Source organism: Paenibacillus rhizoryzae (assembly GCF_059686995.1).
Genome location: NZ_JCAALT010000002.1, coordinates 578938 through 601829, shown reverse-complemented (window position 1 = coordinate 601829; position 22892 = coordinate 578938). Strand labels below are relative to the sequence as shown.

Annotated in this window: 16 protein-coding genes; 14 read left to right on the top strand and 2 right to left on the bottom strand. The window is 55.6% G+C overall.

Annotated features, from left to right (window positions below):
• The first annotated feature begins 231 nt into the window (after positions 1-231).
• From AC6ESO_RS07850 to AC6ESO_RS07795, 12 genes are all read left to right on the top strand, one after another.
• On the top strand, positions 232-1341 hold the full coding sequence (locus AC6ESO_RS07850) for a sn-glycerol-3-phosphate ABC transporter ATP-binding protein UgpC (RefSeq protein WP_494818109.1): 1110 nt from the start codon (positions 232-234) through the stop codon (positions 1339-1341).
• Positions 1342-1365: 24 nt separating this feature from the next.
• Positions 1366-4338, top strand: a complete 2973-nt coding sequence (locus AC6ESO_RS07845) for an extracellular solute-binding protein (protein ID WP_497090890.1) — start codon at positions 1366-1368, stop codon at positions 4336-4338.
• A 115-nt stretch (positions 4339-4453) separates the two neighbouring features.
• Positions 4454-5296, top strand: a complete 843-nt coding sequence (locus AC6ESO_RS07840) for a carbohydrate ABC transporter permease (RefSeq protein ID WP_497091073.1) — start codon at positions 4454-4456, stop codon at positions 5294-5296.
• A 2-nt stretch (positions 5297-5298) separates the two neighbouring features.
• A complete protein-coding gene (locus AC6ESO_RS07835; RefSeq protein ID WP_497090889.1) occupies positions 5299-6147 on the top strand; it encodes a carbohydrate ABC transporter permease in 849 nt (282 codons plus the stop codon).
• A gap of 17 nt (positions 6148-6164) precedes the next feature.
• A complete protein-coding gene (locus AC6ESO_RS07830) occupies positions 6165-8339 on the top strand; it encodes a YIP1 family protein (protein ID WP_497090888.1) in 2175 nt (724 codons plus the stop codon).
• Complete coding sequence (locus tag AC6ESO_RS07825; protein ID WP_497090887.1) at positions 8336-10612, top strand: DUF5696 domain-containing protein; 2277 nt, start codon at positions 8336-8338, stop codon at positions 10610-10612. Before AC6ESO_RS07830 ends, AC6ESO_RS07825 begins: the two co-directional genes overlap by 4 nt.
• A complete protein-coding gene (locus AC6ESO_RS07820; protein WP_497091072.1) occupies positions 10612-11484 on the top strand; it encodes a carbohydrate ABC transporter permease in 873 nt (290 codons plus the stop codon). Before AC6ESO_RS07825 ends, AC6ESO_RS07820 begins: the two co-directional genes overlap by 1 nt.
• 18 nt (positions 11485-11502) lie before the next feature.
• Positions 11503-12468, top strand: a complete 966-nt coding sequence (locus tag AC6ESO_RS07815; protein ID WP_497090886.1) for a carbohydrate ABC transporter permease — start codon at positions 11503-11505, stop codon at positions 12466-12468.
• Positions 12469-12618: 150 nt separating this feature from the next.
• Entirely contained in the window at positions 12619-14031 is a 1413-nt protein-coding gene (locus tag AC6ESO_RS07810) for an ABC transporter substrate-binding protein (protein ID WP_497090885.1), read from the top strand.
• Positions 14032-14112: 81 nt separating this feature from the next.
• Positions 14113-15870 carry an ABC transporter ATP-binding protein gene (locus AC6ESO_RS07805; RefSeq protein WP_497090884.1) on the top strand — a complete coding sequence of 586 codons (1758 nt, stop codon included), beginning with the start codon at positions 14113-14115 and terminating at the stop codon, positions 15868-15870.
• Positions 15851-17671 (top strand): ABC transporter ATP-binding protein, encoded by a 1821-nt coding sequence (locus AC6ESO_RS07800; RefSeq protein WP_497090883.1) that lies wholly within the window; start codon positions 15851-15853, stop codon positions 17669-17671. Before AC6ESO_RS07805 ends, AC6ESO_RS07800 begins: the two co-directional genes overlap by 20 nt.
• Entirely contained in the window at positions 17668-18750 is a 1083-nt protein-coding gene (locus AC6ESO_RS07795; protein ID WP_497090882.1) for an isocitrate/isopropylmalate dehydrogenase family protein, read from the top strand. Before AC6ESO_RS07800 ends, AC6ESO_RS07795 begins: the two co-directional genes overlap by 4 nt.
• Here AC6ESO_RS07795 and cysK read toward each other — a convergent pair.
• Together cysK and AC6ESO_RS07785 are read right to left on the bottom strand one after the other, a co-directional pair.
• Positions 18747-19688 carry a cysteine synthase A gene (gene cysK, locus AC6ESO_RS07790; RefSeq protein WP_497090881.1) on the bottom strand — a complete coding sequence of 314 codons (942 nt, stop codon included), beginning with the start codon at positions 19686-19688 and terminating at the stop codon, positions 18747-18749. The two genes, AC6ESO_RS07795 and cysK, sit on opposite strands and share 4 nt — an antisense overlap.
• A gap of 25 nt (positions 19689-19713) precedes the next feature.
• Entirely contained in the window at positions 19714-21054 is a 1341-nt protein-coding gene (locus AC6ESO_RS07785; protein ID WP_497090880.1) for an LLM class flavin-dependent oxidoreductase, read from the bottom strand.
• Positions 21055-21431: 377 nt separating this feature from the next.
• Between AC6ESO_RS07785 and AC6ESO_RS07780 the strand changes: the two genes are divergently transcribed.
• Together AC6ESO_RS07780 and AC6ESO_RS07775 are read left to right on the top strand one after the other, a co-directional pair.
• Positions 21432-22457 carry an aldo/keto reductase gene (locus AC6ESO_RS07780; protein ID WP_497090879.1) on the top strand — a complete coding sequence of 342 codons (1026 nt, stop codon included), beginning with the start codon at positions 21432-21434 and terminating at the stop codon, positions 22455-22457.
• A gap of 30 nt (positions 22458-22487) precedes the next feature.
• Complete coding sequence (locus AC6ESO_RS07775) at positions 22488-22679, top strand: YezD family protein (RefSeq protein WP_497090878.1); 192 nt, start codon at positions 22488-22490, stop codon at positions 22677-22679.
• Positions 22680-22892 lie beyond the last annotated feature (213 nt).

Below are 22892 nucleotides of genomic sequence, written 5' to 3'. Positions count from 1 at the left end.
TATTTTTCAAAAAAAGTTCAGCCGATGAGGTTGACAATATCTAGGAGGCGTTGTTATAGTAAGACCCAAGTTGAACCAAAACATACAAATTTCATCGGATTTATTGGTTATAGCGATTTGGACCAAATAATCGACCGTACACTCGGAGATGTCTGATCAGGTTTCTTTATGAAACCGACCGGATATCTCCTTTTTTCATTTGGATACGGGCAAGAGGATAGGGGGATATCAATGGCGGGCTTGCAGATCAATCATCTTTACAAACGCTACGGTAAAGATAAACATCCGGTCGTAAAGGACTTCCACATGACGATCCGGGATAAGGAATTTATCGTATTCGTCGGTCCGTCCGGCTGCGGCAAGTCAACGACGCTGCGCATGATTGCCGGCCTGGAAGACATTTCGGAGGGCGAGATCATCATCGACGGTCAGGTGGTCAACCATCTGCCGCCGAAGGATCGCGACATCTCGATGGTGTTCCAGAATTACGCGCTGTATCCAAACTTAAGCGTATTTGAAAATATCGCGTTCGGCCTTCGGATGCGAAAGCTGCCCAAACACGAAATCGATCTCGCGGTGAAGAAGGCTTCCCGCATTCTGGAGATCGAGCCGTATCTGAACCGCAAACCGCGGCAGCTGTCAGGGGGACAGCGCCAGCGCGTCGCCCTCGGCCGGGCGATTGTCCGCAACCCCAAGTTATTTCTTATGGATGAGCCTCTATCCAATCTGGATGCCAAGCTGCGGGTTTCCATGAGGATGGAAATCATTAAGCTCCATAAGGAGCTGGGCAGTACGTTCATCTACGTGACCCATGACCAGGTGGAGGCAATGACGATGGCCGACCGGGTCGTCGTCATGCGAGATGGCATCATCCACCAGATCGACACGCCCGAGCACATTTATTCGTATCCGGCCAATACGTTCGTCGCCGGATTCATCGGATCGCCCCAAATCAATTTCATTCGGGGCAAAATCGAAGAGAATGCGCTTGGCGTGCTCGAATTCCATACCTCGCGGTTCAAGCTCCCGATTCACGGCGACAACGCGGCCGCGCTCCGGAAGCATAAGCAAATCGACAAGCAAGTCATTCTCGGCATTAGGCCAGAAAACATCAGCCTTGAAGCGCTGTTCTCGGAGGCCGTTATCACGGGCTCCTATCAATTCGCCGAGCTGATGGGCGCTGACCGCTATCTCTACCTTGATATCGGCCAAGACAATTTGCTCATCGCGCGCGTCAGTCCGTCGGTACATTTCGAATCGAACGAAACGGTTAGATTAGGGCTCGATACGTTGAAGATGCTGTTCTTTCACCAGGAAACCGGCGAGCGGTTTTCGTCCTAAACCACGCCGGAAGGAGAGAGCGTTTTGAAAATACGTTTATGGAGAAAGGCAAGTGGTGCCGTGCTGGCGGCCGGCTTGCTGGTATTCTCCGTGCAGGCTGCGCTGCAGCATTACAGCAGTCCGAACGGCCAGCATACGGCTGCGGCGGCGGCTAATGCGGACGATGTCTTGAATACGCCGCCGCCTGCCGGCCCCGGAGAGGGAGAGCTCGCTTATGCCCAGGCTTTGAGCTTGTGGAACAGCAAAGGAATCCAAAGCGCAAAGACCGCTGTCGCGGTTGACGCGGGGAGTCCGCAGGCGGTTTCGAATGCCGGAAAACTCTCGACCGGCGAATACGGCGGCAAGGCCGGGGTACTGCGCTGGGATTCTCCGGACAAAGAATGGGCCGAGTTCAAGGCGGTCGTCCCGGAGGCGGGGCTGTACGAGATCCGACTTTCCTACAAGCCGATTACCGGTGACGGCAGAACCGCTCCGATTCTGTGGGAAGTGAATATCGACGGCAAACGGCCATTCGCGGAAGCGTCATCCGTTGCGCTATACCGCACCTGGCAGGATGTCCGGCCCATCTTGAAGAACGGAGACGGCGATCAAATCCGTCCGAGATCGAAGGACATTTCCGATTGGAGCACCAAGCCGCTGGTCGATTCGGCAGGCGCTTTCGCCGGACCGCTGCAATGGTATTTTCCGAAGGGAACCCATACGATCCGGTTCTCGGGCTACGAGCCGATTGCGCTGGAACGCATCGAGCTGGCGCCAAGCGAAACGCCGCGCAGTTATGCGGAAATTTCCGCCGGCTATCCAGGGGGCGACGCTAAAGGCGCGGGGCCGATTACGATTCAAGCCGAGGATTTTGACTATAAGAACGATACGGCCATCAAGCTATTCTCGGACCGCAATCCGCGCACCGTCCCCAGAGCCAAAGGCCGGATCACATACAATACGGTCGGCGGGGCAAGGTGGGTCGACCAGAACCAGGAAATCACGTGGGATTTCGAGGTGGCCGAGGGCGGACGGTACAAATTCGCGTTCCGCACGCTGCAGAACGTCGTTTCGCAGAAAACGTCGTTTCGGACCGTTCGCATCGACGGCAAAGTTCCGTTCCGGGAGCTCCAAGCCTTCGCCTTTCCCTATTCACCGAGCTGGCAGGGACAGGTGCTCGAAAACGCTGCAGGCAGCCCCTATGAAGTCTTCCTTGATAAAGGGAAGCATACGATTTCGCTGGCCGTCACTCATGCCCCCGTCGAACCGATCATTGCCGAAGTCAAATCGGTGACGCAAGAGCTCGATGCGGTCGATTGGGAATTGCGGGCATTGACGGGAGCGGTCGTGGACCGCAATCGGACCTGGATCATGGAACGGGATTATCCGGAAATGCCGGATAAGCTTCAGCAAATCGCGGATCGGTTGGAGCTGCTGTCGCAAACGAGCGTTCGAATCAACGGAAACAAAGATTCCGTAAGCCAGGGGATGGCTACCGCGGCCAAGGATATCCGTTCGCTGCTTAAGAAGCCGGAGGAGATTCCGTATAACGTCGAGGAAATCGCGTCGATCCGGGAGAAGCTGAACCTGTTCATCGAGACGCTGCTGAAGCAGACGCTCCAGCTCGACGAAATCTACGTAGCCCCGATGGGGGCCGACTTTCCCGGCATGAAGGCGTCTCTGTGGAGCAGGCTGTGGGGCGGCATTCAAAATTTCAGCTACTCATTCGACAGCAGGGACAGCATTACGAAGCTCGACGAGAAGAAGCTGAATATCTGGGTCCAGCGCGGGCGCGACTACGTCGATCAGCTGCAGCAGCTTGCCGACGAATCGTTCACGCCGGAGACCGGAATCGAAGTGAAGGTTAATTTGCTCGCGAATCCGGAGCTGCTGCTTATGTCCAATGCCGCCGACGTGCAGCCCGATCTGGCGCTCGGATTAACCCAAGATTTGCCGGTCGATCTCGCCATTCGGGGAAGTCTTGCGAACCTGTCCGAATTCCCGGGGTTCGACAAGCTTTACGAGCAGTTCAGTCCCGGTTCCTGGCTTCCTCTTAACTATAACGGCGGGCATTACGGCACGCCGGAAACGCAATCGTTCCAAGTGTTGTTCTACCGGGAGGATATTCTAAAGAAGCTGGGCATCCCGGTTCCGCAGACCTGGGAGGACGTCTACGATATTCTGCCGACGCTGCAGCAGAATTATATGAACTTTTATATCAATCCAACGCAATTCTCGCAATATTTCTACCAGAACGGCATCGATTTCTACGAACCGGACGGATTGAAGACCGCATTGGACAATCCGGACGCGTTCAAGGCCTTCAAGCAATGGACGGATCTGTTCAACACGTATGCGATAGAGAAGGAAGTGCCGAGCTTCTATCAGCATTTCCGCGACGGCACGATGCCGATCGGCATATCGGATTACAACATGTACGTGCAGCTGGCCGCGGCCGCGCCTGAGCTGAACGACCGCTGGAAAATAGCCGAAATACCCGGCGTTCAACAACCGGACGGCACGATCTCCCGCTGGGCCGGGGGCGGGCAGCGCACCGACGTTATTTTCAAGCGGTCAACGAAGAAGGAGCAGTCATGGAAGTTTCTGCAGTGGTGGTTGTCCGCCGACGTTCAGCAGCAATACGGAGCCGACCTTGAAGCCATTAACGGCGTCGCGTTCCGCTGGAATACGTCAAACGTTCAGGCGTTCAGCCGCCTGCCTTGGAAACGGGAGGACGCCGAAGTGATCCTCGAGCAATGGCGATGGTACAAGGATATTCCGAACGTCCCCGGAGGCTACTACCTGGAGCGGGAAGCGAACAACGCCTGGAACCGGTCGGTTATCGGCAAGATGAACTACCGGGCTTCGCTGGAGCAAGCCGTACGCGACATTAACCGGGAGCTCCGCAGGAAGCAGGAGGAATTCGGCTTCATCGATGCCGACGGCAAACGGCTTAAGCCGTTCAAGCTGCCGAATGTCGACAAACCATGGGAAGGGATCGACCGCTATGTTAAGTAGATTATTATCCTATCGGACGGCGTACCGGGTAACGGCAAGCCGTGAGAGGGAGACGAACGTCATCCTGAGCAAGCTATGGTCCTACCGGACGTCGTATCTGTTCATCGCCCCATTCATGCTGATATTCGGCACCTTTATCGTCGTGCCGGTTGTCATTGCGATCGGATTGAGCTTTACCTATTACAACGCGGTCGAGCCGCCTCGTTTTATTGGATGGAGCAATTTTCAATATCTAATCTCGCAGGATCTGCTGTTTTTGAAATACGCGCTTCCGAATACGTTCAAATTCGCGATCATCGTGGGACCGGGCGGTTATATCGCGGGCTTTATCGTGGCTTGGCTCATCTCGCTCTTGGGCAAAAGCGTCCGAAAGTGGATCGCCTTGGCAGTCTACACGCCCTCGCTCACGATCGGCGTCGCGATGACGGTTATTTGGCTGCCGCTGCTTTCCGGGGACCGGATCGGCTACCTTAACAGCTTTCTGCTCGGGCAGGGTTTGATCGACGTGCCGAAGCTTTGGGTGACGGACCCCGCGCTGCTCATGAATTCGATGATCGCGGTGTCGTTATGGTCGAGCATGGGCGTCGGTTTTCTGGCGATGCTGGCCGGCATTTTGAACATCGACCCCATTCTGTACGAGGCGGGGCGGATCGACGGCATCCGAAGCAGGCTGCAGGAAATCTGGTATATCACGATTCCTTCGATGAAACCCCAGATGCTGTTCGGCGCCGTCATGGCGATCGTCACGACCTTTAAGACGGGAGCGATCGGCGTGGAATTATCGGGCAAAAACCCGACGCCGGAATACGCCGGGCATCTAATCGTCAACCATATTCAGGATTTCGGCTTTATCCGTTTCGAGATGGGCTATGCGGCGGCGATTTCGGTCTTTCTCCTGCTGCTGATGTACGCATCGAATAAGCTCGCTTGGGGTTTGTTCGGAAGCAAGGAGGAGTAATCATGCTGAAATCATTCTCCATATCGAGAATCGCTCTTCATCTGGCCATGGCCGCCTTCGCGGCGTTCATGTTGATTCCAATCATTTATATCTTCAACCATGCGTTCAAACCGTATCACGAGCTGTTCGTCTATCCGCCGAATTTCTTCGTCAAGGAGCCGACGGTTCAGAACTTCATCGAGCTGATGTGGGTCACGTCGAATTCGATCATTCCGTTATCCCGCTACTTGTTCAACAGTTTTCTAATTACGGCCGTGACCATCGTGGCGGTGACGGTCGTCAGCTCCTTATGCGCCTATGCGCTCGCCAAACACGAATTTCCAGGCAAAAGATTGGTGTTTTCGTCCATCGTGCTCATGCTCATGTTCGCGCCTGAGGTCGTCCAAATTCCGCGCTACTTGGTGGTCAGCCAGCTGGGACTGATGAATACGTATCTCGGGCACGTGCTGCCGATGGTGGCGCTGCCGGTCGCCGTCTTCCTGCTCAAACAGTTTATGGACCAGATTCCGTCGGCCCTTCTGGAAGCCGCGCGAATCGACGGGTCGACGGAGTTCGGCTTGTTCCTTAAAATCGTCATCCCGGTCTGCATGCCGGCCGTCGCTACGGTCGCCATCCTGTCGTTTCAGAATTCATGGAGCAACCTGGAGACCTCGGCGTTCTATATGCAGGACGACGATATGAAGACGTTCCCGTTCTTCCTGTCCACGCTGACGAACAATCTGGCGAACAATGTCGCCCGGCAGGGAGCGGCGGCAGTCGCGGCATTAATTATTCTGGTGCCGAACTTGGTGTTTTTCGTCATCCTGCAGCGGAAGGTCATCGATACGATGGCGCATTCGGGAATCAAATGAGGAGGGAGGGCGCATCATTGAGCAGGCGATGGCGGTTTCGTATAACAACGACAACGATGATCATGCTTGTCGCATTTCTGGCGGTGCCGCTGTTCCCGTCCGTGACAAGCGCATATTCCCCGTACCAAACGTTCTATAAGGACGGGTACGGGCAGCTCGTGCAAATTCAAAACGCCTACCAGCCGGAGGGGATGCTTGGTCCGGATATCGGCGGAGATAAGGCGGATTCCCGGAAAGCGACCGTCCAAACGGCGGCGGCGGGCGAAGCGCCGATCGGCACGCTCAATCAGCCGCAGGATCTGTTCGTTGACGGCAGGGATCATATCTATATCGCCGATACGGGAAACAACCGGATCGTGCATCTGGATGAACAGGGACGATTGGTCCGTTTCATCGAGGTCAAAGAAAGTCCACTCAGCAGCCCGAACGGTCTGTTCGTGGATCAGAAGGGCGATATTTACGTGGCGGATACCGGTAATCAGCGGGTCGTCAGGCTGGATGAGACAGGAAAGCTGCTGCGCGAGTACAAACGGCCGGATTCGCCTTACTTGCCGGATTCATTCAAGTACGAGCCGACGAAGCTGGTCGTCGACAAACGCGGCTTCCTCTATATTACGACGCTAGGCGCGTTCCAGGGTTTGCTGCAGCTCGATCCGGAAGGCCGTTATCAGAGCTTCTTCGGCTCCAACAAAGTGAAGTTCTCGCTGTTCGATTCGTTTAAACGGGCTTTCTACACGCGGGAAATGTACCGGAGGGAGCTAAGCAAGCTGCCTGGAGCTATCGTGAACGCGGCGATCGATCCAAACGGTTTCATCTATACGGTGACCAAGGAAATCGACAACGAGCAAGTGAAGAAATTCAATATCGCCGGATTGGATCAGCTGGAAGGGGGCGGCGAATTTACGCCTGCTTCAGGCACGAAGTCGTTCGGCGAGAATGCCTGGTGGGCGCCCCGGAAAGCCCAGCCGCAGCTGCAGGATATCAGCGTCGATGCGGACGGGAACTTTACGGTCATTGATTCGCTCTATAACGCCGTCAGCCAGTACGACGCCGACGGAAACCTGCTCTTCTTCTGGGGCAGCGACAATATCGAGGGAACGACGAAGCTCGGGCTCGTCAAGACGCCGGCATCGATCGCGACGACTTCGACAGGGGATTTACTGGTGCTGGACAGCGTCAACAGTCTCATTCAGCGGCTGCGGCTGACCGAGTACGGCTCTCTCGTCCATCAAGCGAACAGGCTTACCCAGGACGGGCGATACGAGGAAAGCGAGCCGCTGTGGGCGGAGGTTTACCGTCAGAATGCCTACTATACCCCCGCGTTGATCGGGCTCGCGAAGGCGGCATATAAGAAGGAGCAATTCGTGCTGGCGGAAGACCTGTTCCTGAAAGCAGGCGTGAACAAAGGCTACTCGGACTCCTTTTGGCAGAACCGCCTCTTCTGGTTCCAGGAGCATTTCGGGTTTCTGATGAATGTCGTTGCGGCGGCGGGGATTCTCGGCTTCGCAGCCGTAAGGCTGTCGCGAAAATATGGCTGGGCCGCGACGAGCTCCGGGATGCTTCGCCCGCAGAGCAGGTTGTATGCGCAGCTTCGGCATGTGCGGACTCTTGTCAGGCATCCGATTGAAGGGTACCATGCGATCCGATACCAGAACGGCGCAGGGCTTGTGAGTAGCTTGATCATGCTTGCGCTCTCAATCATCGCTGCCGGCGTCATCAGTTCGCAAACGAGCTTCATCTTTAATCCGGATATTTACCTAGGCGTTAAGCTGGGGCCGATCTTGGTGCAGTTTGCCGCGATTTGGGTCGGGTGGGTGGTAGCGAATTACTTGGTCAGCTCCCTGATGCGCGGGGAAGGGCGGCTGCGAGATGTGTTCTATGGGAGTTCCTATGCGTTATTTCCGATTATTTCGATCGGTATACCCCTAACAATAATCTCTCATGGATTCACGCTAAGCGAGGCATCGATCTTCGGGTTTCTCGAGCTGGCGATGTATGCGTGGACCTTCTTGCAATTTTTCTGGATGGTGCAAGGAATTCACAACTATAGCGTCGGGGAAGCCATCCTGAACATCGTGTTCACCTTGCTGGCGCTGGCCATCATCGCGACGCTGATCTTTATCTTCTTCAGTTTGAGCGGGGAATTGATCAACTTTATTTATTCCATCTATCAGGAGGTGATCATCCGATGACCGGCAGCAGGCTAAGGCTTTTCTTTCTTATAACGGGCATCGCGATCGTTGCCATCCTGGCAGTGCTTGCTCTTCAATTCCACACGCGGGAAGGCGCCGCTTCTGAAGGAAAGGCAGCAGCAGCCGAGAGCGGCAATACCGCTGCAGCAGTCTCCTTTAAGCCCAAGGCGGGCACCTCCCCATTTAAATCGGAGCTTCCGGCTGATGACAGGTTCCAGCAGATTGCCGAGAACGTCAGCCTGACGCTGTCGGCCGACAAGGTAACAGGGCACTTCCGGGTCGTGAGCAAGCAAACCGGCAAGGTTTGGTACTCTTATCCCGATCCTGCCCAGTGGCCGAACGAGACGATCGGCGGAGCATGGAAGAACAATTTGCTCTCGCCCGTCATCGTGGAATACATGGATTTGTCCAACTACAAATCGGCGTCCAGAACGGTCGGTTTAGTCGACGAAGGCGGTTACGTTGAGGATTTCAGGACGACGGAGAGCGGCTTTGCCGTCACGTTTGTACTGTCTAAAAGCACGATTAAAATTCCGGTCGAGGTGACGCTGAAGGAGGATAGCGTCGAGGCAACCATCCTCGATGAGCAAATCGTGGAAGCCGGTAAGTTCAGCCTCCTGAACGCTAAGCTTTACCCGTTGTTCGGAGGGGCATTTTCCCAAGGACAGGACGGCTATATTTTCGTGCCGGACGGCTCCGGCGCGCTGATCAAGTTCAAGACCGGCCGCGTCCTCCCGCAGCTCACGTTCAATCAACCGGTTTACGGATACGACGGTTCCTTCTATTTCGATCAGCCGGACCGCCAGCGGCTGTCGATCCCGGTATTCGGCCTGAAGTCCGGCGAACAAGCATTCGCGGCCGTCATAACCGAAGGCGCCGAATATGCCAACGTGTTCGCGGCTCCTTCCGGCTCGATTGGTCTGTCGAACTGGGTGACGGCAGAATGGCAGTACCGCAAGCGATTCTTCCAAAGCGTCAGCAAGAGCACGGACGCGGGCTTCTTCACGTACAGCGAGCAGCGGTTCGACGCGCCTCGGCGGACCGTCCGCTATTACTTGCTGCCGCCGGAGCAAAGCGATTACGTGGGCATGGCGGCCAAATATCGCGATTTCTTGACGGCGGGCGGCACGCTTCATCCGGTGGAGCCGAAGAAGGATATCCCGCTGTATGTGGACATCGTCGGAGGCGACATCGAGCAGGGGCTGCTCTTCGATTCCTATTTGACCGCCACGACGACGGATGAAGCGAAGGAGCTGGTTGCAAGCATTTATGACCGGGGAATTCATGATTTGGTCGTGCAATATAACGGCTGGCAGCAGGACGGCTACAGCACGCATGGCGGTTACTTTCCCGTGGAGTCTAAGCTCGGCGGGAACAAAGGCATGAAAGCTTTTATCGATTATGCCCATACGCTGGACATCCCCGTTTATTTAACGGCCAATTATACGATCAACAATAACGGGGACGACGGCTTCTGGTATAGAAGGGATGGACAGCGCGACCTCTCGGGCAACACGTTGTCCGCAAGAGAAGATACCTGGCTCGTGAGTCCGCGGTTTTACAGCAAGGTCATCGCCTCGGACCTAAGCGAGTACAAGAAGCTGGGCGCAGACGGAATCGTGTTCGACGGCAGCGGCATCGGGTATCAGCTGAATACCGATTTCAACAGCCGCTATGCGGCAAGCCGCGCAGGCGGGATTGGCATTCAGCGCGATATTTTCAAGCAGGCGCAGGAAACGCTCGGTTCCGTCACGGCCGTTAATGCCAACGCCTACGTATGGGAGGGGCTGAACCACATTCCCCGGCTTGCGGATAGTTACTCCTTCGACGTGTTTGTCGATGAGGTGGTTCCTTTTACGCAGATCGTACTCCACGGTGCTGTAACCTACACGTCCGAGTGGGGGAACGTGAGACAGGAATCGCGGACGGAGTTTCTGCGCAGCATCGAATACGGGGCATATCCGACGTACGTCTTCGCTGCGGCTCCGTCCGACAAGCTGCGGCATGCTTATTCGATCTGGTATTACAGCTTGAATTACCGGGATTGGCTGGACAGTCTGTCGGAGGAATACGCGAAGGCGAACGAAGCGCTGCGCGATGTGCAGGATAAACGAATCATCGGTCATCGTTCCATTTCGGAGGACGTGAAGGAAACGACTTATGAAGGCGGGCAGCGCGTGATTGTCAATTATGGTACGAGCGCGTACGCGCAAGGCAACCTTCATGTGCCCGCGCAGGATTTCACCGTAATCAAGGGAGGGGCGGACCAATGATGATTCGAAAAGCCAGACTGCACGCATCGACGATCCGTAAAATCGAAGGCTCGATTTTCATCGCCCCCTGGATATTCGGGTTTCTTGCATTCGTCGCGTTTCCGCTCGGTTACTCCTTGTACATGAGCTTCCACCAGGTTCGGATTACCGTCGACTCGGTCGTCTACACCTTTCTCGGCTTCCAGAATTACAAAGAAATTCTGGTTTCGAACGGGAGCCTGCTTTACGAGGATCTCATCCCGTTCCTGCGCGAGTCGATCATGATGATTCCGATCATTCTCGTCTTCTCGCTGCTGATCGCGATTCTGCTCAACTTGAAATTTCCGGGCCGCACGCTGTTTCGCGTTATTTTCTTTCTTCCCGTTATATTCTCATCCGGACAAATCGTCCAAGAATTTATCAATCAAGGGGAGGGCTCGCTGAGTGTCCTGCAGTCCCTGCATATCGAAGAGTACCTGAGAGAATACGTTCCCGCGTCATGGGCGGATCCGATCCAGACTGTCATGAGCTCATTCGTGCTGGTGCTTTGGTACTCGGGCGTCCAGATCCTGATCTTCCTTGCGGGGCGCCAGACGCTGCCGCCGTCGATGTACGAGGCTTCCCGGATTGACGGCTCCGGGCCATGGAACACGTTCTGGAAAATCACGCTGCCGGGACTCGTTCCCTACATCTTCCTGAATTTGATGTATACGGTCGTCGATTTGTTCACTTTCCCGTCCAACCCGATCATCAGCAAGGTGAATACGGCCAACTATGGCAGCTCCAGCGCGCTGGCCTGGATTTATTTCGCCATTATCTTGTTGTTCGTCGGCTTGACGCTGCTGCTCTACAGCAGGGTGGATAAGGCGCTCTCGGGCAGCACGCGTCAATAAAAAGGAGGCGATTCGCCAATGGCCAAAATCATGATCGAACGAGCAAGGCGCGCGCCATCCGCGGCAATTGACCGGATCGCGGCATTCGTGCGGTTCCGGCTGATTGGAGGCGAGATCGATAAAGGCCTTCTATTCAAGACCGTCATGTACGTCATCTTGATCAACGTTGCCTTCATCTATATCAAGCCGATTCTGTACATGGTCACGACCATGGTGAAGGATGCCCGGAACATTCTCGACCCGACGGTCATCTGGGTGCCGAAGAGCATCTTCCTTGGGCATATCCGGGAAGCGATGCGATTGCTTGACTATACGAAAAGCCTGGCGATCAGCGTATCGCTGGCAGGCGCGGTTTCGGTGCTTCAGGTCTTCTCCTGCGCGGTGGCCGGCTATGCTTTTGCCCGGCTGGACTTTCCGTTCAAGCGCTTCTGGATGGCGATGCTGCTGTTCACGTTCATCATGCCGCCGCAAGTGGTCATTCTGCCGACGATCATGATGTTCAAGAGCTTCGGCTGGCTGGATACCGTGCTGCCCATGGTCATCCCCGCCATTTTCGGGCATGGCTTGAAGGGAGCGCTGTTCGTCATTATTTATCGTTCCTTCTATTCCACGCTGCCGAAGGAGCTGGACGAAGCGGCAAGGATGGACGGGGCCAGCGCGTTCAGGCTGTTCTTCCGCGTCATGTTCCCGCTGTCTAAATCCGCGATTGTCGTTGTCGTCTTGTTCTCCTTCGTCTGGAATTGGAATGATTTCTATTTGCCGTCGATCTTCATGTTCACGGCCGAGAACGTACCGCTATCCATTACGCTGGCGAGAATGGCCGCGGAGATGGCGCGGGCTGCGGGAGCGGGTGAGATGTCGGTATACGAGGAGTCGATCAAAATGGCGGCTTCGTTCCTGATTGTTTTTCCGCTGCTCATCGTCTACTTCTTCGCGCAGCGCTGGTTTATCGAAGGCGTGGAACGAACGGGTCTGGTCGAATAAGTGGCTCAGGATTGGGATGGACCAAGTTTGTAAGGAGGTGATCGGCATGTGTCATCAACAACGCTGTTATAGAAGACCCATTAGGTCGGCAATGTCAGTGCGATGAAAGGCTAATCTAGCAACTACTAAACGTATAGGCGGTGTCATGAGATGAAGAAAAAGCTTACGATGGTCAATTTACTGCTGGCGGCTACCCTGTTGGCCGCATGCAGCAGCGGTGGAGGCAAGAACGATGCTACGTCTGCCGGAGCGAATGAGCCGGCCGGTAACGCAGCCTCGGCCGAGGGCAGCACAGAGGGCGGAAACCAGAAAGACGAATCCGCGGATTATAAGAAGCTTGGCGACGAACCGCTGACGCTCACGTTCTACAACACCAGCGGCACGTTCCCCGACGTCGAATTCAATACGCTGATCGCCGAACCGATCAAGAAGAAATACCCGAACGTGACGATCGAGCGGATCACGCCGGCTGCGGAAACGACCAACGAGGAAGTATTATCGACGTATACCCCGGACATCATCTATTCGTCTTCCTCCTCCCATCAACAAATTATTCGCACAGGCGCGTATGAAGATCTTCGGGATCTCATCAAGCGACATCATTTTGATACCTCGCGCATTAAGCCGATCCTGTGGAACTATATCACGGAAATTACGGCCGGCAAAGGGGATCAGATCTACGCGATTCCGTTTAACGCCAATCAGCACGTCTTGTACTACAACAAGGATATCTTCGATAAATTCGGCGTTCCTTATCCGACCGAAAAGCAGCTGACGTGGGATGAAGTGCTGGAGCTAGGCAAGAAGCTGACGCGTACGGAAGGCGGAAAGCGGTATGTCGGCCTGTCCGTCGATAACCTGACCGGTCTGGCGAAGAGTCTCGGTCTGCCGTATTTGAATAAGGAAACGGGCCAGGCGGCGCTCGATACGCCGGAATGGCGCCGGGTTTTCGAACTGCAGAAGAAAATCTTCGAGATCCCCGGCTACGTCGGGGCCGATAAAACATGGAATTACGGGCGCGACCAGTTTATGAAGGACCAGAACGTAGCGATCCGCGTCACTTGGCTCGCCAACATGGTAGGACCGCTTGAAGAACTGCGGCAGCAAGGGGTCGAGTTCAACTGGGATATCGCGCCTGCGCCGAACTTTGCGGACCAGCTCGGCAAGACGAGGGAAGCCCAAATTCACTCGCTGTCGGTAAACAGCAAGAGCGAACATAAGGACGAGGCGTTCCAAGTCATTGAGGAGATTTTGTCGGATGAAGGGCAGCGGATCCTCGCGCGCAACGGCCGAGTACCTGCCATTATCAATGATGACCTGAACAAGGAGTACGGACTTGATATTCCGGTGCTGCAGGGCAAATCGGTACAGAACGTGTTTATCGGCGAACCGCTGCAAGAGCACTACGTTCACCCTTACGAGCTGGATATCGGCAAGCGCCTGACCGAGGCGGCCGAAGATTTGGCGATCGGCGGCCTGGATGTCAACTCCACGATCCGCAAAACCGAGGAAGCCATCAATAAGGATGTCGAGACGCTCAAGACGACGGTCGGCACGCCATAAGAGACGACGGGAGTCCGGGGCCGATAAAGCCCCGGCTTTTGTAATGCTGTTCCAAAGAACGATACGGGAAGTGAATGCTTGTTGAAAAAGCCGAAACTATTAAGCGATTATATGAAGTCCAAATGGGTTCTCTATGTCATTGCCGTCTGCGCCATCGGTACGGCTAACGTGATTTTGGCGCGATTGCCGCGCACGATCGGCAGCTTTACGGATGAGCTCCACAAGGGCACGCTGGCCCAGGCCGATATTGCGCCATACAGCCTGCTGGTTGTGGCGATCGCGCTCGGATACGGCGTTCTTGGCGGAAGCGGACAGTTTCTGATCATGTATCTGGGGCGGTTGTTCGAGCGGTTGACCAGGGGCAAGCTGTTCATTCAGTTCACGAGGCTCAGCTTGAACAATTATTCGAAGTACGGGGTTGGAAAGCTGTTGAACTATATGATCAACGACGTAACCGCGGTCAGGGAATCGATATCGATGGGGATCAATCATATTACGAACTCCTCGATTCTGCTCATTTCCGTTATCGCATCCATGATGCTCAGCTCGATTCCGGCCTATGCGATTCTGGCCAGCTTGATCCCGCTGCTCTTTATCCCGTGGTTCGTCGCCTGGCTGGGCCCGATTATCCGCAAGCGCTCCGTTCAAGTGCAGGAATCGCTCGGTAAAATGACGGAAACCGCAGCCGAGCAATTCAGCGGAATTCGGGTCACGAAGAAATTCGCGGCGGAAGCCATCATGACGGACCGCTTCGACGCGACGGTCGCCCAAATCCGCGACAACCAGCTTCGACTGGTGCGCGTTTCATCGCTCTTGCAGGCAGTCATTCCGTTTCTCGGCGCCTTGTCGATGATCGCCTCGATCGCCCTCGCCGGATATTTGACGGCCAACCGGACGATCTCGCTCGGCGATTTTGTTACCTTGGTGCTGTATATCGGCATGTTGATCAATCCGCTTCAGCGGGTCGGCGACGTCATCAATGCGATGCAGCGCGCACGGGCTTCCCTTGAACGATTGAACGATCTTCTCGGCGTCGAACCGGACGTTCCCGATACCGGGGCATTTAAGCTGGGGGACCCGCAGCATGCGGCCATCGACATCCGCAAGCTGACGTTCGTGTATCCGGACGGATCCTCGCCGGTCTTGTCGGAGATCGACCTTACGGTACTGCCGGGCGCAACGGTAGGCATCATCGGCAAGACGGGAAGCGGCAAAACAACGTTAATGAAGCTGCTTCTCCGCATCTACGATCCGCCGGCCGGCACGATTTTCGCGGATGGTCTGGATATTCGGAGCGTGACCTTGGAGAGCCTCAGAAGCAGCATTGGCTACGTCCCGCAGGACGGTTTCCTGTTCAGCACATCGATTCGCGAAAATATTGGCTTCAGTAATCGCGGTGCGGCGCTGGATGAGATTGAGAAGGCGGCATTGCAGGCTCATATCCATCAAGAGGTTCATGAGTTTCCCGATGGGTTTGAGACGAGGCTCGGCGAACGGGGATTATCGTTGTCCGGCGGCCAAAGACAGCGGGCGAGCCTTGCTCGCGGCTTGTTCACGCAGGCGCCGATCATGATCTTGGACGACAGCGTAAGCGCGATCGATTCGCTGACCGAGAAAGCGATCATCGACTCGCTGCGCGCCGAGCGGCAGGGTAAGACGACAATCATCGTTTCCCATCGGATCAGCGCGCTCAAGCATGCGGACCTGATTATTGTCATGGACGAAGGACGGATCGTCGAGCGGGGGACGCATGAGCAGCTCGTCGCGGCGGATGGCCTCTATGCAAGTCTTTACGCCATTCAGGAGGAGGGGGATGCGGATGTCGAAAGCCATCGTTAACAATTGGCAGCAGGATCAGCGTACGGGCATCCAGCAGGATACCGATGCCGCGCTCGATTACGGCTCGGCCGTCAAAGCGCTGTATGCGTACGCCAAGCCGCACCGCTGGTCATTTGTCGTGCTCTTGCTCTTTATTCTGTTGTCGATCTCGGCCGATCTGCTGCAGCCTTATCTGATCAAGATTGCCATCGATGACGTGCTGACCGCGGACCATGCGAATTACCGGTCGCTGCTGCTTCTATGCGGCATCTACTTCCTGCTGGCGGTTGCCGGCTTCGTGTTTACCTACCTGCAGAACAATCTGCTGCAGCGGATCGGGCAGAGCGTCGTGGCCGGCATCCGCAGCGGGCTGTTCAAGCACTTGGTGAAGCTGTCCGTATCCTACTTCGACCGCGTATCGACGGGCAGCCTCATTGCGCACGTATCAAGCGATACGGAAGGGCTGAACCGGTTCTTCAATCAAGTGTTGGCCAGCCTGCTGCGGGACGGCTTGACCCTGATCTTTATCGTCGTGCTGATGTTCAGGCTGGATGTTCGGTTGACGCTGTTTAGCTTGCTAATCATTCCCGTGATCACGCTGATCGCGTACAGCTTTCGCGCCTATATGCGGGCGACGTACCAGCTCGTTCGGACCGCCTTGTCGCGGATGATCGCTTTCGCCGCGGAGAACTTGTCCGGGATGAATCTCATTCAGGTCTTTCATCAGGAGAAGGAGCAGCAGCGCCAGTTTACGGAACGCAACGACGCCTTCTACCGCACTAATTTGCGCGAAATTCGAACGATGGTGGTGTTCAACCGGATTTTCGACATCCTCGGCAACTTGTCCGTGGCGTTCGTCGTGTGGCTTGGGGGACGCGCGGTGTTGGGCGGCCAGATCGAGTTCGGCGTGCTCTTCGCGTTCATCACGTATATCCGGCAGTTTTTCCAGCCGATCAATTCCATTACGCAGCAGTGGAATACGGTCCAATCGACCATCGTGTCGGTGAATCGGATTTGGAGCGTGTTCAAGGCGGCGCCCGATGTCCGCGATCCGGAGGAAGCCACGAAGGTCAAGAGGGCGGCGATTGCGGGCAAAGTGGAATTCGATGGCGTTACATTCGGCTATAAGGAAGGCAGGCAGGTGCTGCATAAAGTGGATCTGAACATCCAACCGGGCGAAATGCTGGGCATCGTAGGCGCAACCGGAGCAGGCAAAAGTTCCTTGATCAGCTTATTGTGCCGTTTCTACGACGTGAAGGAAGGCAGCATCCGAATCGACGGCTTCGATATCCGCAAGCTGAAGCAGAAGAAGCTGCAGCGGATTGTCGGGCTTGTGCAGCAAGAGCCGTTTCTCTACTCGGGAAGCGTGCTCGACAATATCCGGCTGTTCGACGAATCGATCCCGAGGGAGACGGTGATCCGCGCGTGCGAGCGAGTCGGCGTCGACCAGCTGGTGCAGCGGATGAAGGACGGTTACGAAACCCGGCTGTCCGAGAACGGAACCGGGCTCTCATCCGGGGAGAAGCAGCTGATTTCGTTTGCCCGCATCATTGTCTTTCAGCCGAACATCTTGATTCTTGACGAGGCAACCGCCAACCTGGACTCGCACACGGAGCAGCTGCTTCAGGCCGCGCTTCGGGTCGTGTCGGAGGGCAGGACTACGCTGGTCATAGCGCACCGGCTGTCCACGATCCGCCGATCCGACCGGATCATCGTTCTGGATCAAGGCCAAATCGTGGAGGAAGGCAATCATGAGCGGTTGTTGGAACAGAACGGCTATTATTCCAGGCTGTATTTGAACGCGCGAGGTGTATTGGTATGAAGAGCGTTTATCGGATAGGCGTGATGGAGGGGGATGGAATCGGGCCGGAAATCGTGACGGCTGCGCTGAAGGTCATTGCGGCGGCGGAGTGGAAAAGCGGGGTTGCGGTATTGGAAATGGTGCCGCTGCCGATGGGGCTGCAGGCGATTCGGGAGTATGGCGATCCTTTGCCGCAACTGACGAAGGAGGCGTTGCTTGACTGCTGCGGCTGGATCATGGGGCCGCATGATTCCGTTTCGTATCCGGCAGAGCATCGTTCTGAGCGGAATCCAAGCGGCGAGCTGCGTCACGCCTTTGACCTGTTCGCCAATATCCGTCCGAACCGGACGCTGCCTGGCATCGCCAGCGTGGCAAAGAGCGCAGATCTTGTCATTTACCGCGAGAATACCGAAGGCTTCTATGCCGACCGGAATATGGCCTCAGGAACGGGGGAGTGGCAGGTGACGCCGGATGTGGTTATCACGTCCGGTGTGTTTACGCGGCGGGCGGCCGAACGAATTGCCCACGCAGCCTTCCGGGCTGCAAGGCTTCGCAGGAAGAGGGTTTCGATCATTCATAAGGCGAACGTAATCAAGCTTGGTTACGGCTTGTTTCTCGGTGTTTGCCGGGAAGTCGCCCTGCAGTATCCGGACGTGGAGGTGGACGATTACCATATCGATGCCGCCTGCGCCCGTCTGGTCCGTCGCGCCGCCGATTTCGACGTCATTCTGACGACGAACATGTTCGGCGACATCTTATCCGACCTTGCGGCAGAGCTAGTCGGCAGTCTTGGCATTGCGGGAGCTTTGAATGCGGGGGAACACTACGCGATGGCTCAAGCGGCGCATGGCTCTGCTCCGGATATTGCCGGACGGGATATCGCCAATCCGATCGGGATGATCATATCCTCGGCAATGCTGCTGGATTGGCTGGCCTCACGCCATGATGATGACCAGCTGGGTAGGGTCGCGGAAAGAGTTGTGCGCGGCGTTGAAGCGGCGGTACAGGCAGGCGTCAGTACGGCCGATTTAAACGGAACAGCTTCCACAAGGGGATTCGCGGAAGCTGTCATCACGTTCATTCGAGAGCAGGAGTACTAGAGGATTTCGACCGGGAACAGCTCGGTGGACAAGTAACGTTCGCCGGTATCGGGAAGCAGCACGACAATGGTTTTACCGGCATTCTCCTGTCGGTTCGCGATCTGACTTGCCGCGAAGACGGCAGCGCCGGACGAGATGCCGACGACCAGCCCTTCGCTCCTGGCCAGCGAACGCGCGGTTTCGAGCGCATCTTCATTCGTGACGGTCACAATTTCGTCCGCGATGTGCCTGTGGAAATTGTCCGGTACGAAACCCGGCCCGATCCCTTGGATTTTATGGGTGCCTTTCTCCCCGCCGGAGAGAACGGGAGAGCCGGCGGGTTCAACCGCAATAATTTGGACCGACGGTTTGCGTTGTTTAAGAACGTCGCCGACGCCGGATATCGTGCCGCCGGTACCCACGCCGCCAACGAATATATCGACCGTGCCGTCCGTATCCCGCCAAATTTCTTCGGCCGTCGTTGTACGGTGAATGGCGGGATTGGCCGGATTGCGGAACTGCTGCGGAATAAACGAGTTTGGTATGGCTGCCGCGAGTTCCTCTGCTCTCTTGATCGCGCCGGCCATGCCCGCGGCACCAGGTGTTAATACAAGCTCGGCCCCAAGGGCAAGCAGCATTTTTCTTCGCTCGATGCTGAACGTCTCGGGAAGCGTAATGATCAATTTGTACCCGAGCGCTGCCGCGGCGAACGCAAGCGCGATTCCGGTGTTGCCGCTTGTCGGTTCAATGATGACGGAGTCTTTATTGATGACGCCGCGTTCTTCCGCATCCTTGATCATCGCGTACCCGATCCGGTCCTTGACGCTTCCGGCGGGATTGAAATATTCCAGCTTGGCGATCAGAACGGCGCCGAGTTTGCGGCCGGCATTGAAATTTCGCAGCTCCAGCAGGGGCGTGTTGCCGATCAGTTGGGTGAGGTTGGTGGCGATCTTGGTCATTTGCGGACACTCCTTTTATATCGGATTAGGAAGGAAGCGAAGCTGCGGCGCCGGAGCGGATCCGATTCGCCGGACGTGATAGGCCGTAGTGCTCTCGCAGTGTTGAACCCTCGTATGCGGTCCGGAAGATGCCGCGGTTTTGCAGCTCGGGCACGACCTTGTCGACGAAGATGTCGAGTCCGTGCGGGTAAATGGGGGGCATCAAGTTAAAGCCGTCAGCCGCATCCTGTTCGATCCATTGCTGAATGACGTCCGCAATCTCGATTGGCGTACCGGTGTATAGGAGGTGGCCGCGCGCGCCGGCCAGCCGGTTCACGACCTGGCGGAGCGTTAGGCTGGCGTCGCTGTGAAGCATATCCAGGATGAGTTGATGCCGACTCTTGCTGCCGTTGACGGAATCGATCCCTTTCGGGTCGACCAGCTGAGGGACCGGCTCGTCAAGCGGAAGTCCGGTCAAGTCGATGCCGAATCGTTCGGATAGCCGGGCTACCGCTTCATGGATATCGTGAAAAGCGTTCAGTTCATCCTCGAGCTCCTGTGCCTCGGCTTTCGTATCGCCAATGATCGGGCTAAAGCCCGGCAGGATGATCAGCTCGCTATTCGATCTTCCGTACTTTGCCAGCCGACCTTTGACATCGGCGTAGAACGCCTTTCCTTCGCCAAGCGTAGGCTGCGCCGTAAAGATCACCTCCGCGGTGCGCGCGGCCAATTCGCGTCCTGCCTCGGAGGACCCGGCCTGCACGAGCACTGGATAGCCTTGGGGCGGCCTTGGAATGTTGAGCGGTCCCTTAACCTGATAGACGCTGCCCGAGTAATTGATTTCATGCAGCTTCTGCTCGTCGAACTGGATACCGGTTTCCTTATCGAAGACGAGCGCGTCTTCTTCCCAGCTGTCCCAGAGCTGTTTCGTCACCTCGACGAATTCTTCGGCCCATTTGTACCTTTCCGAATGCTCCAGATGAGACTCTTTGCCGAAGTTGTAGGCCGTCGCATCCGTATGGCCTGTCACGATGTTCCATCCCGAACGCCCGCCGCTGATATGGTCGAGAGAAGCGAACTTGCGCGCAACGTGGTACGGCTCATTGTACGTCGTGCCTACCGTGCCGATTAATCCAAGGCGTTCAGTGACGACGGAGAGGGCGGAGAGGAGGGTGAAGGGTTCCAGCCGCCTTCCGGTTCCGACATAGCCGTCCGCCATAAAGACCGAATCAAGCAACCCGCGTTCCGCGGTCTGCGCCAGACTTTTGTAATAAGCGAAGTCGAAGGTGAGCTCCGGCGTCGTTTTGGGGTGGCGCCAGGCGGCGGCATGATGTCCGGCCTGCCGAAGAAAAACGTTCAGATGCACTTGTTTGTTGGATTTGCCCATCGTTATCCTCCTTATAACTGCATGATTTTTGTTTCGGAAAAACAAAAGGAGACACAAAGGTAACCTTGTGTCTCCAGGGGGCTGGTCAACTATATACACTAATCCTAGCGGAATAATCAGCTATATCGTATCACCAACATGGAAGCGCGTCAACGCTGCGAAAAAATGTTCTTCCACAAGTTGACATGCGTGGAAGTCGGTGCTATATTTTTAAGCACAGTATATTCATAGGATTACTCGTAATTAATCGACCGGACAACCGGAGAGACGCCAGACTATGCGACTCTCCGGTTTTTTCTCGTAAACCGACGGTACGGTTAATGCAGCTGCAATGATTGGATACTTATCCAAAATCTAATTTTAAGGAGTGTGTAGGTATGAGCATTGCATTGAAGAAGTTCGGGAGAACGGGTTTAAAAGTATCGGAGGTTGCGCTCGGTACGATGGCTTTCGGGCGTTGGATCGACGAGTCGAAGTCGGCGGAGGTGCTGGACACGGCGCTGGATGCCGGAATCAACTTTATCGATACGGCCGATGTCTACGGTAAGGGCACTGATCTGAGCAACCCGCAGGAGAGCGGTCAATCCGAAGCGATTCTCGGCAATTTGCTAGGCTCCCGACGGAACCGGATTATTCTGGCTACCAAGGTACATGGCCGCGTCGGCAGCGAGCCCAACGACCAAGGGCAGAGCAGGTATCATATCATTCGTGCGGTTGAAAACAGCTTGCGCCGCCTGAAAACCGATTATATCGATCTGTATCAAGTACATCGCTTCGACCGCGAAACGCCGCTCGAGGAGACGCTGCGGGCGCTTGATGACCTGGTCCGTCAAGGCAAGGTTCGTTACATCGGTGCTTCCAACTATGCCGCTTGGCAGTTGGCGAAAGCACATGGCATCTCGGGACAGCTGGGTTTGCACCGCTATGAGAGCATTCAGCCGGAGTACAGCCTTATTGCACGGGGAATCGAGCAGGAATTGCTGCCGTTCGCAGCCTCCGAACAAGTAGGGGTAGTCGTGTACAGCCCGCTGGGCCGCGGTTTGTTGACCGGCAAGTACGAGTTCAATCAAGCGCCGCCGGCCGGATCGCGCGGGGCTGCGGGCGAGGCGAGAATTAAGCCGCTGCTCGAAAACGAACGAAACTTCCATATCGTTGAAGCCTTGAAGCCGATTGCGGCTAGGAAAGGGTGGACGCTGGCTCAGCTTGCGCTGACTTGGGTCGTCAGCCAGCCGCATGTCACGTCCGCCATTCTCGGGGCATCCAATCCGCAAAATATCACCGAATCGGTCGCAAAGGTAGCGGAGAAGCTGACTTCCGATGAGCTTGCGGAAATCGACGCCATCACGCAGGGAGATTTCAACGTTTATAATGCGCTCCGTGAAACGGCTGCAGCCAAAGCTTAACAGCAAAATTGATCATAAGGAGGGATTGCGATGGCTAAACTGGTAGCGGACGAGATCTGGCTAAACCGGATTCTGGAGCAGGTAAACGGATTGGAATACGGGTCGGTTCAAATCACTGTGCATAACGGAACGATCGTCCAGATCGAACGGACTGACCGTCAACGGTTCGAGAACAGTTCCTCCGGCAGTAAGAAGCAAGCTTCTTCTCACCGGGCGGGATAAAATAGCAATCAATTAATAGGTCAACCGGAATATACCGGTTGGCCTATTAATTTTCTTTACGCCCCTCGATAATTTTAACGAACCGTACGGGTCTTATTTGATCAAAAAGCAGCGATTTGAAATTCTAACGAACCCTACAGGCGCTATTCGGCTAAAAGCACGTGCATTTCTGCCTATTTCTACTGAATAAGGTCTCTGTGGTTCGTTAGAATA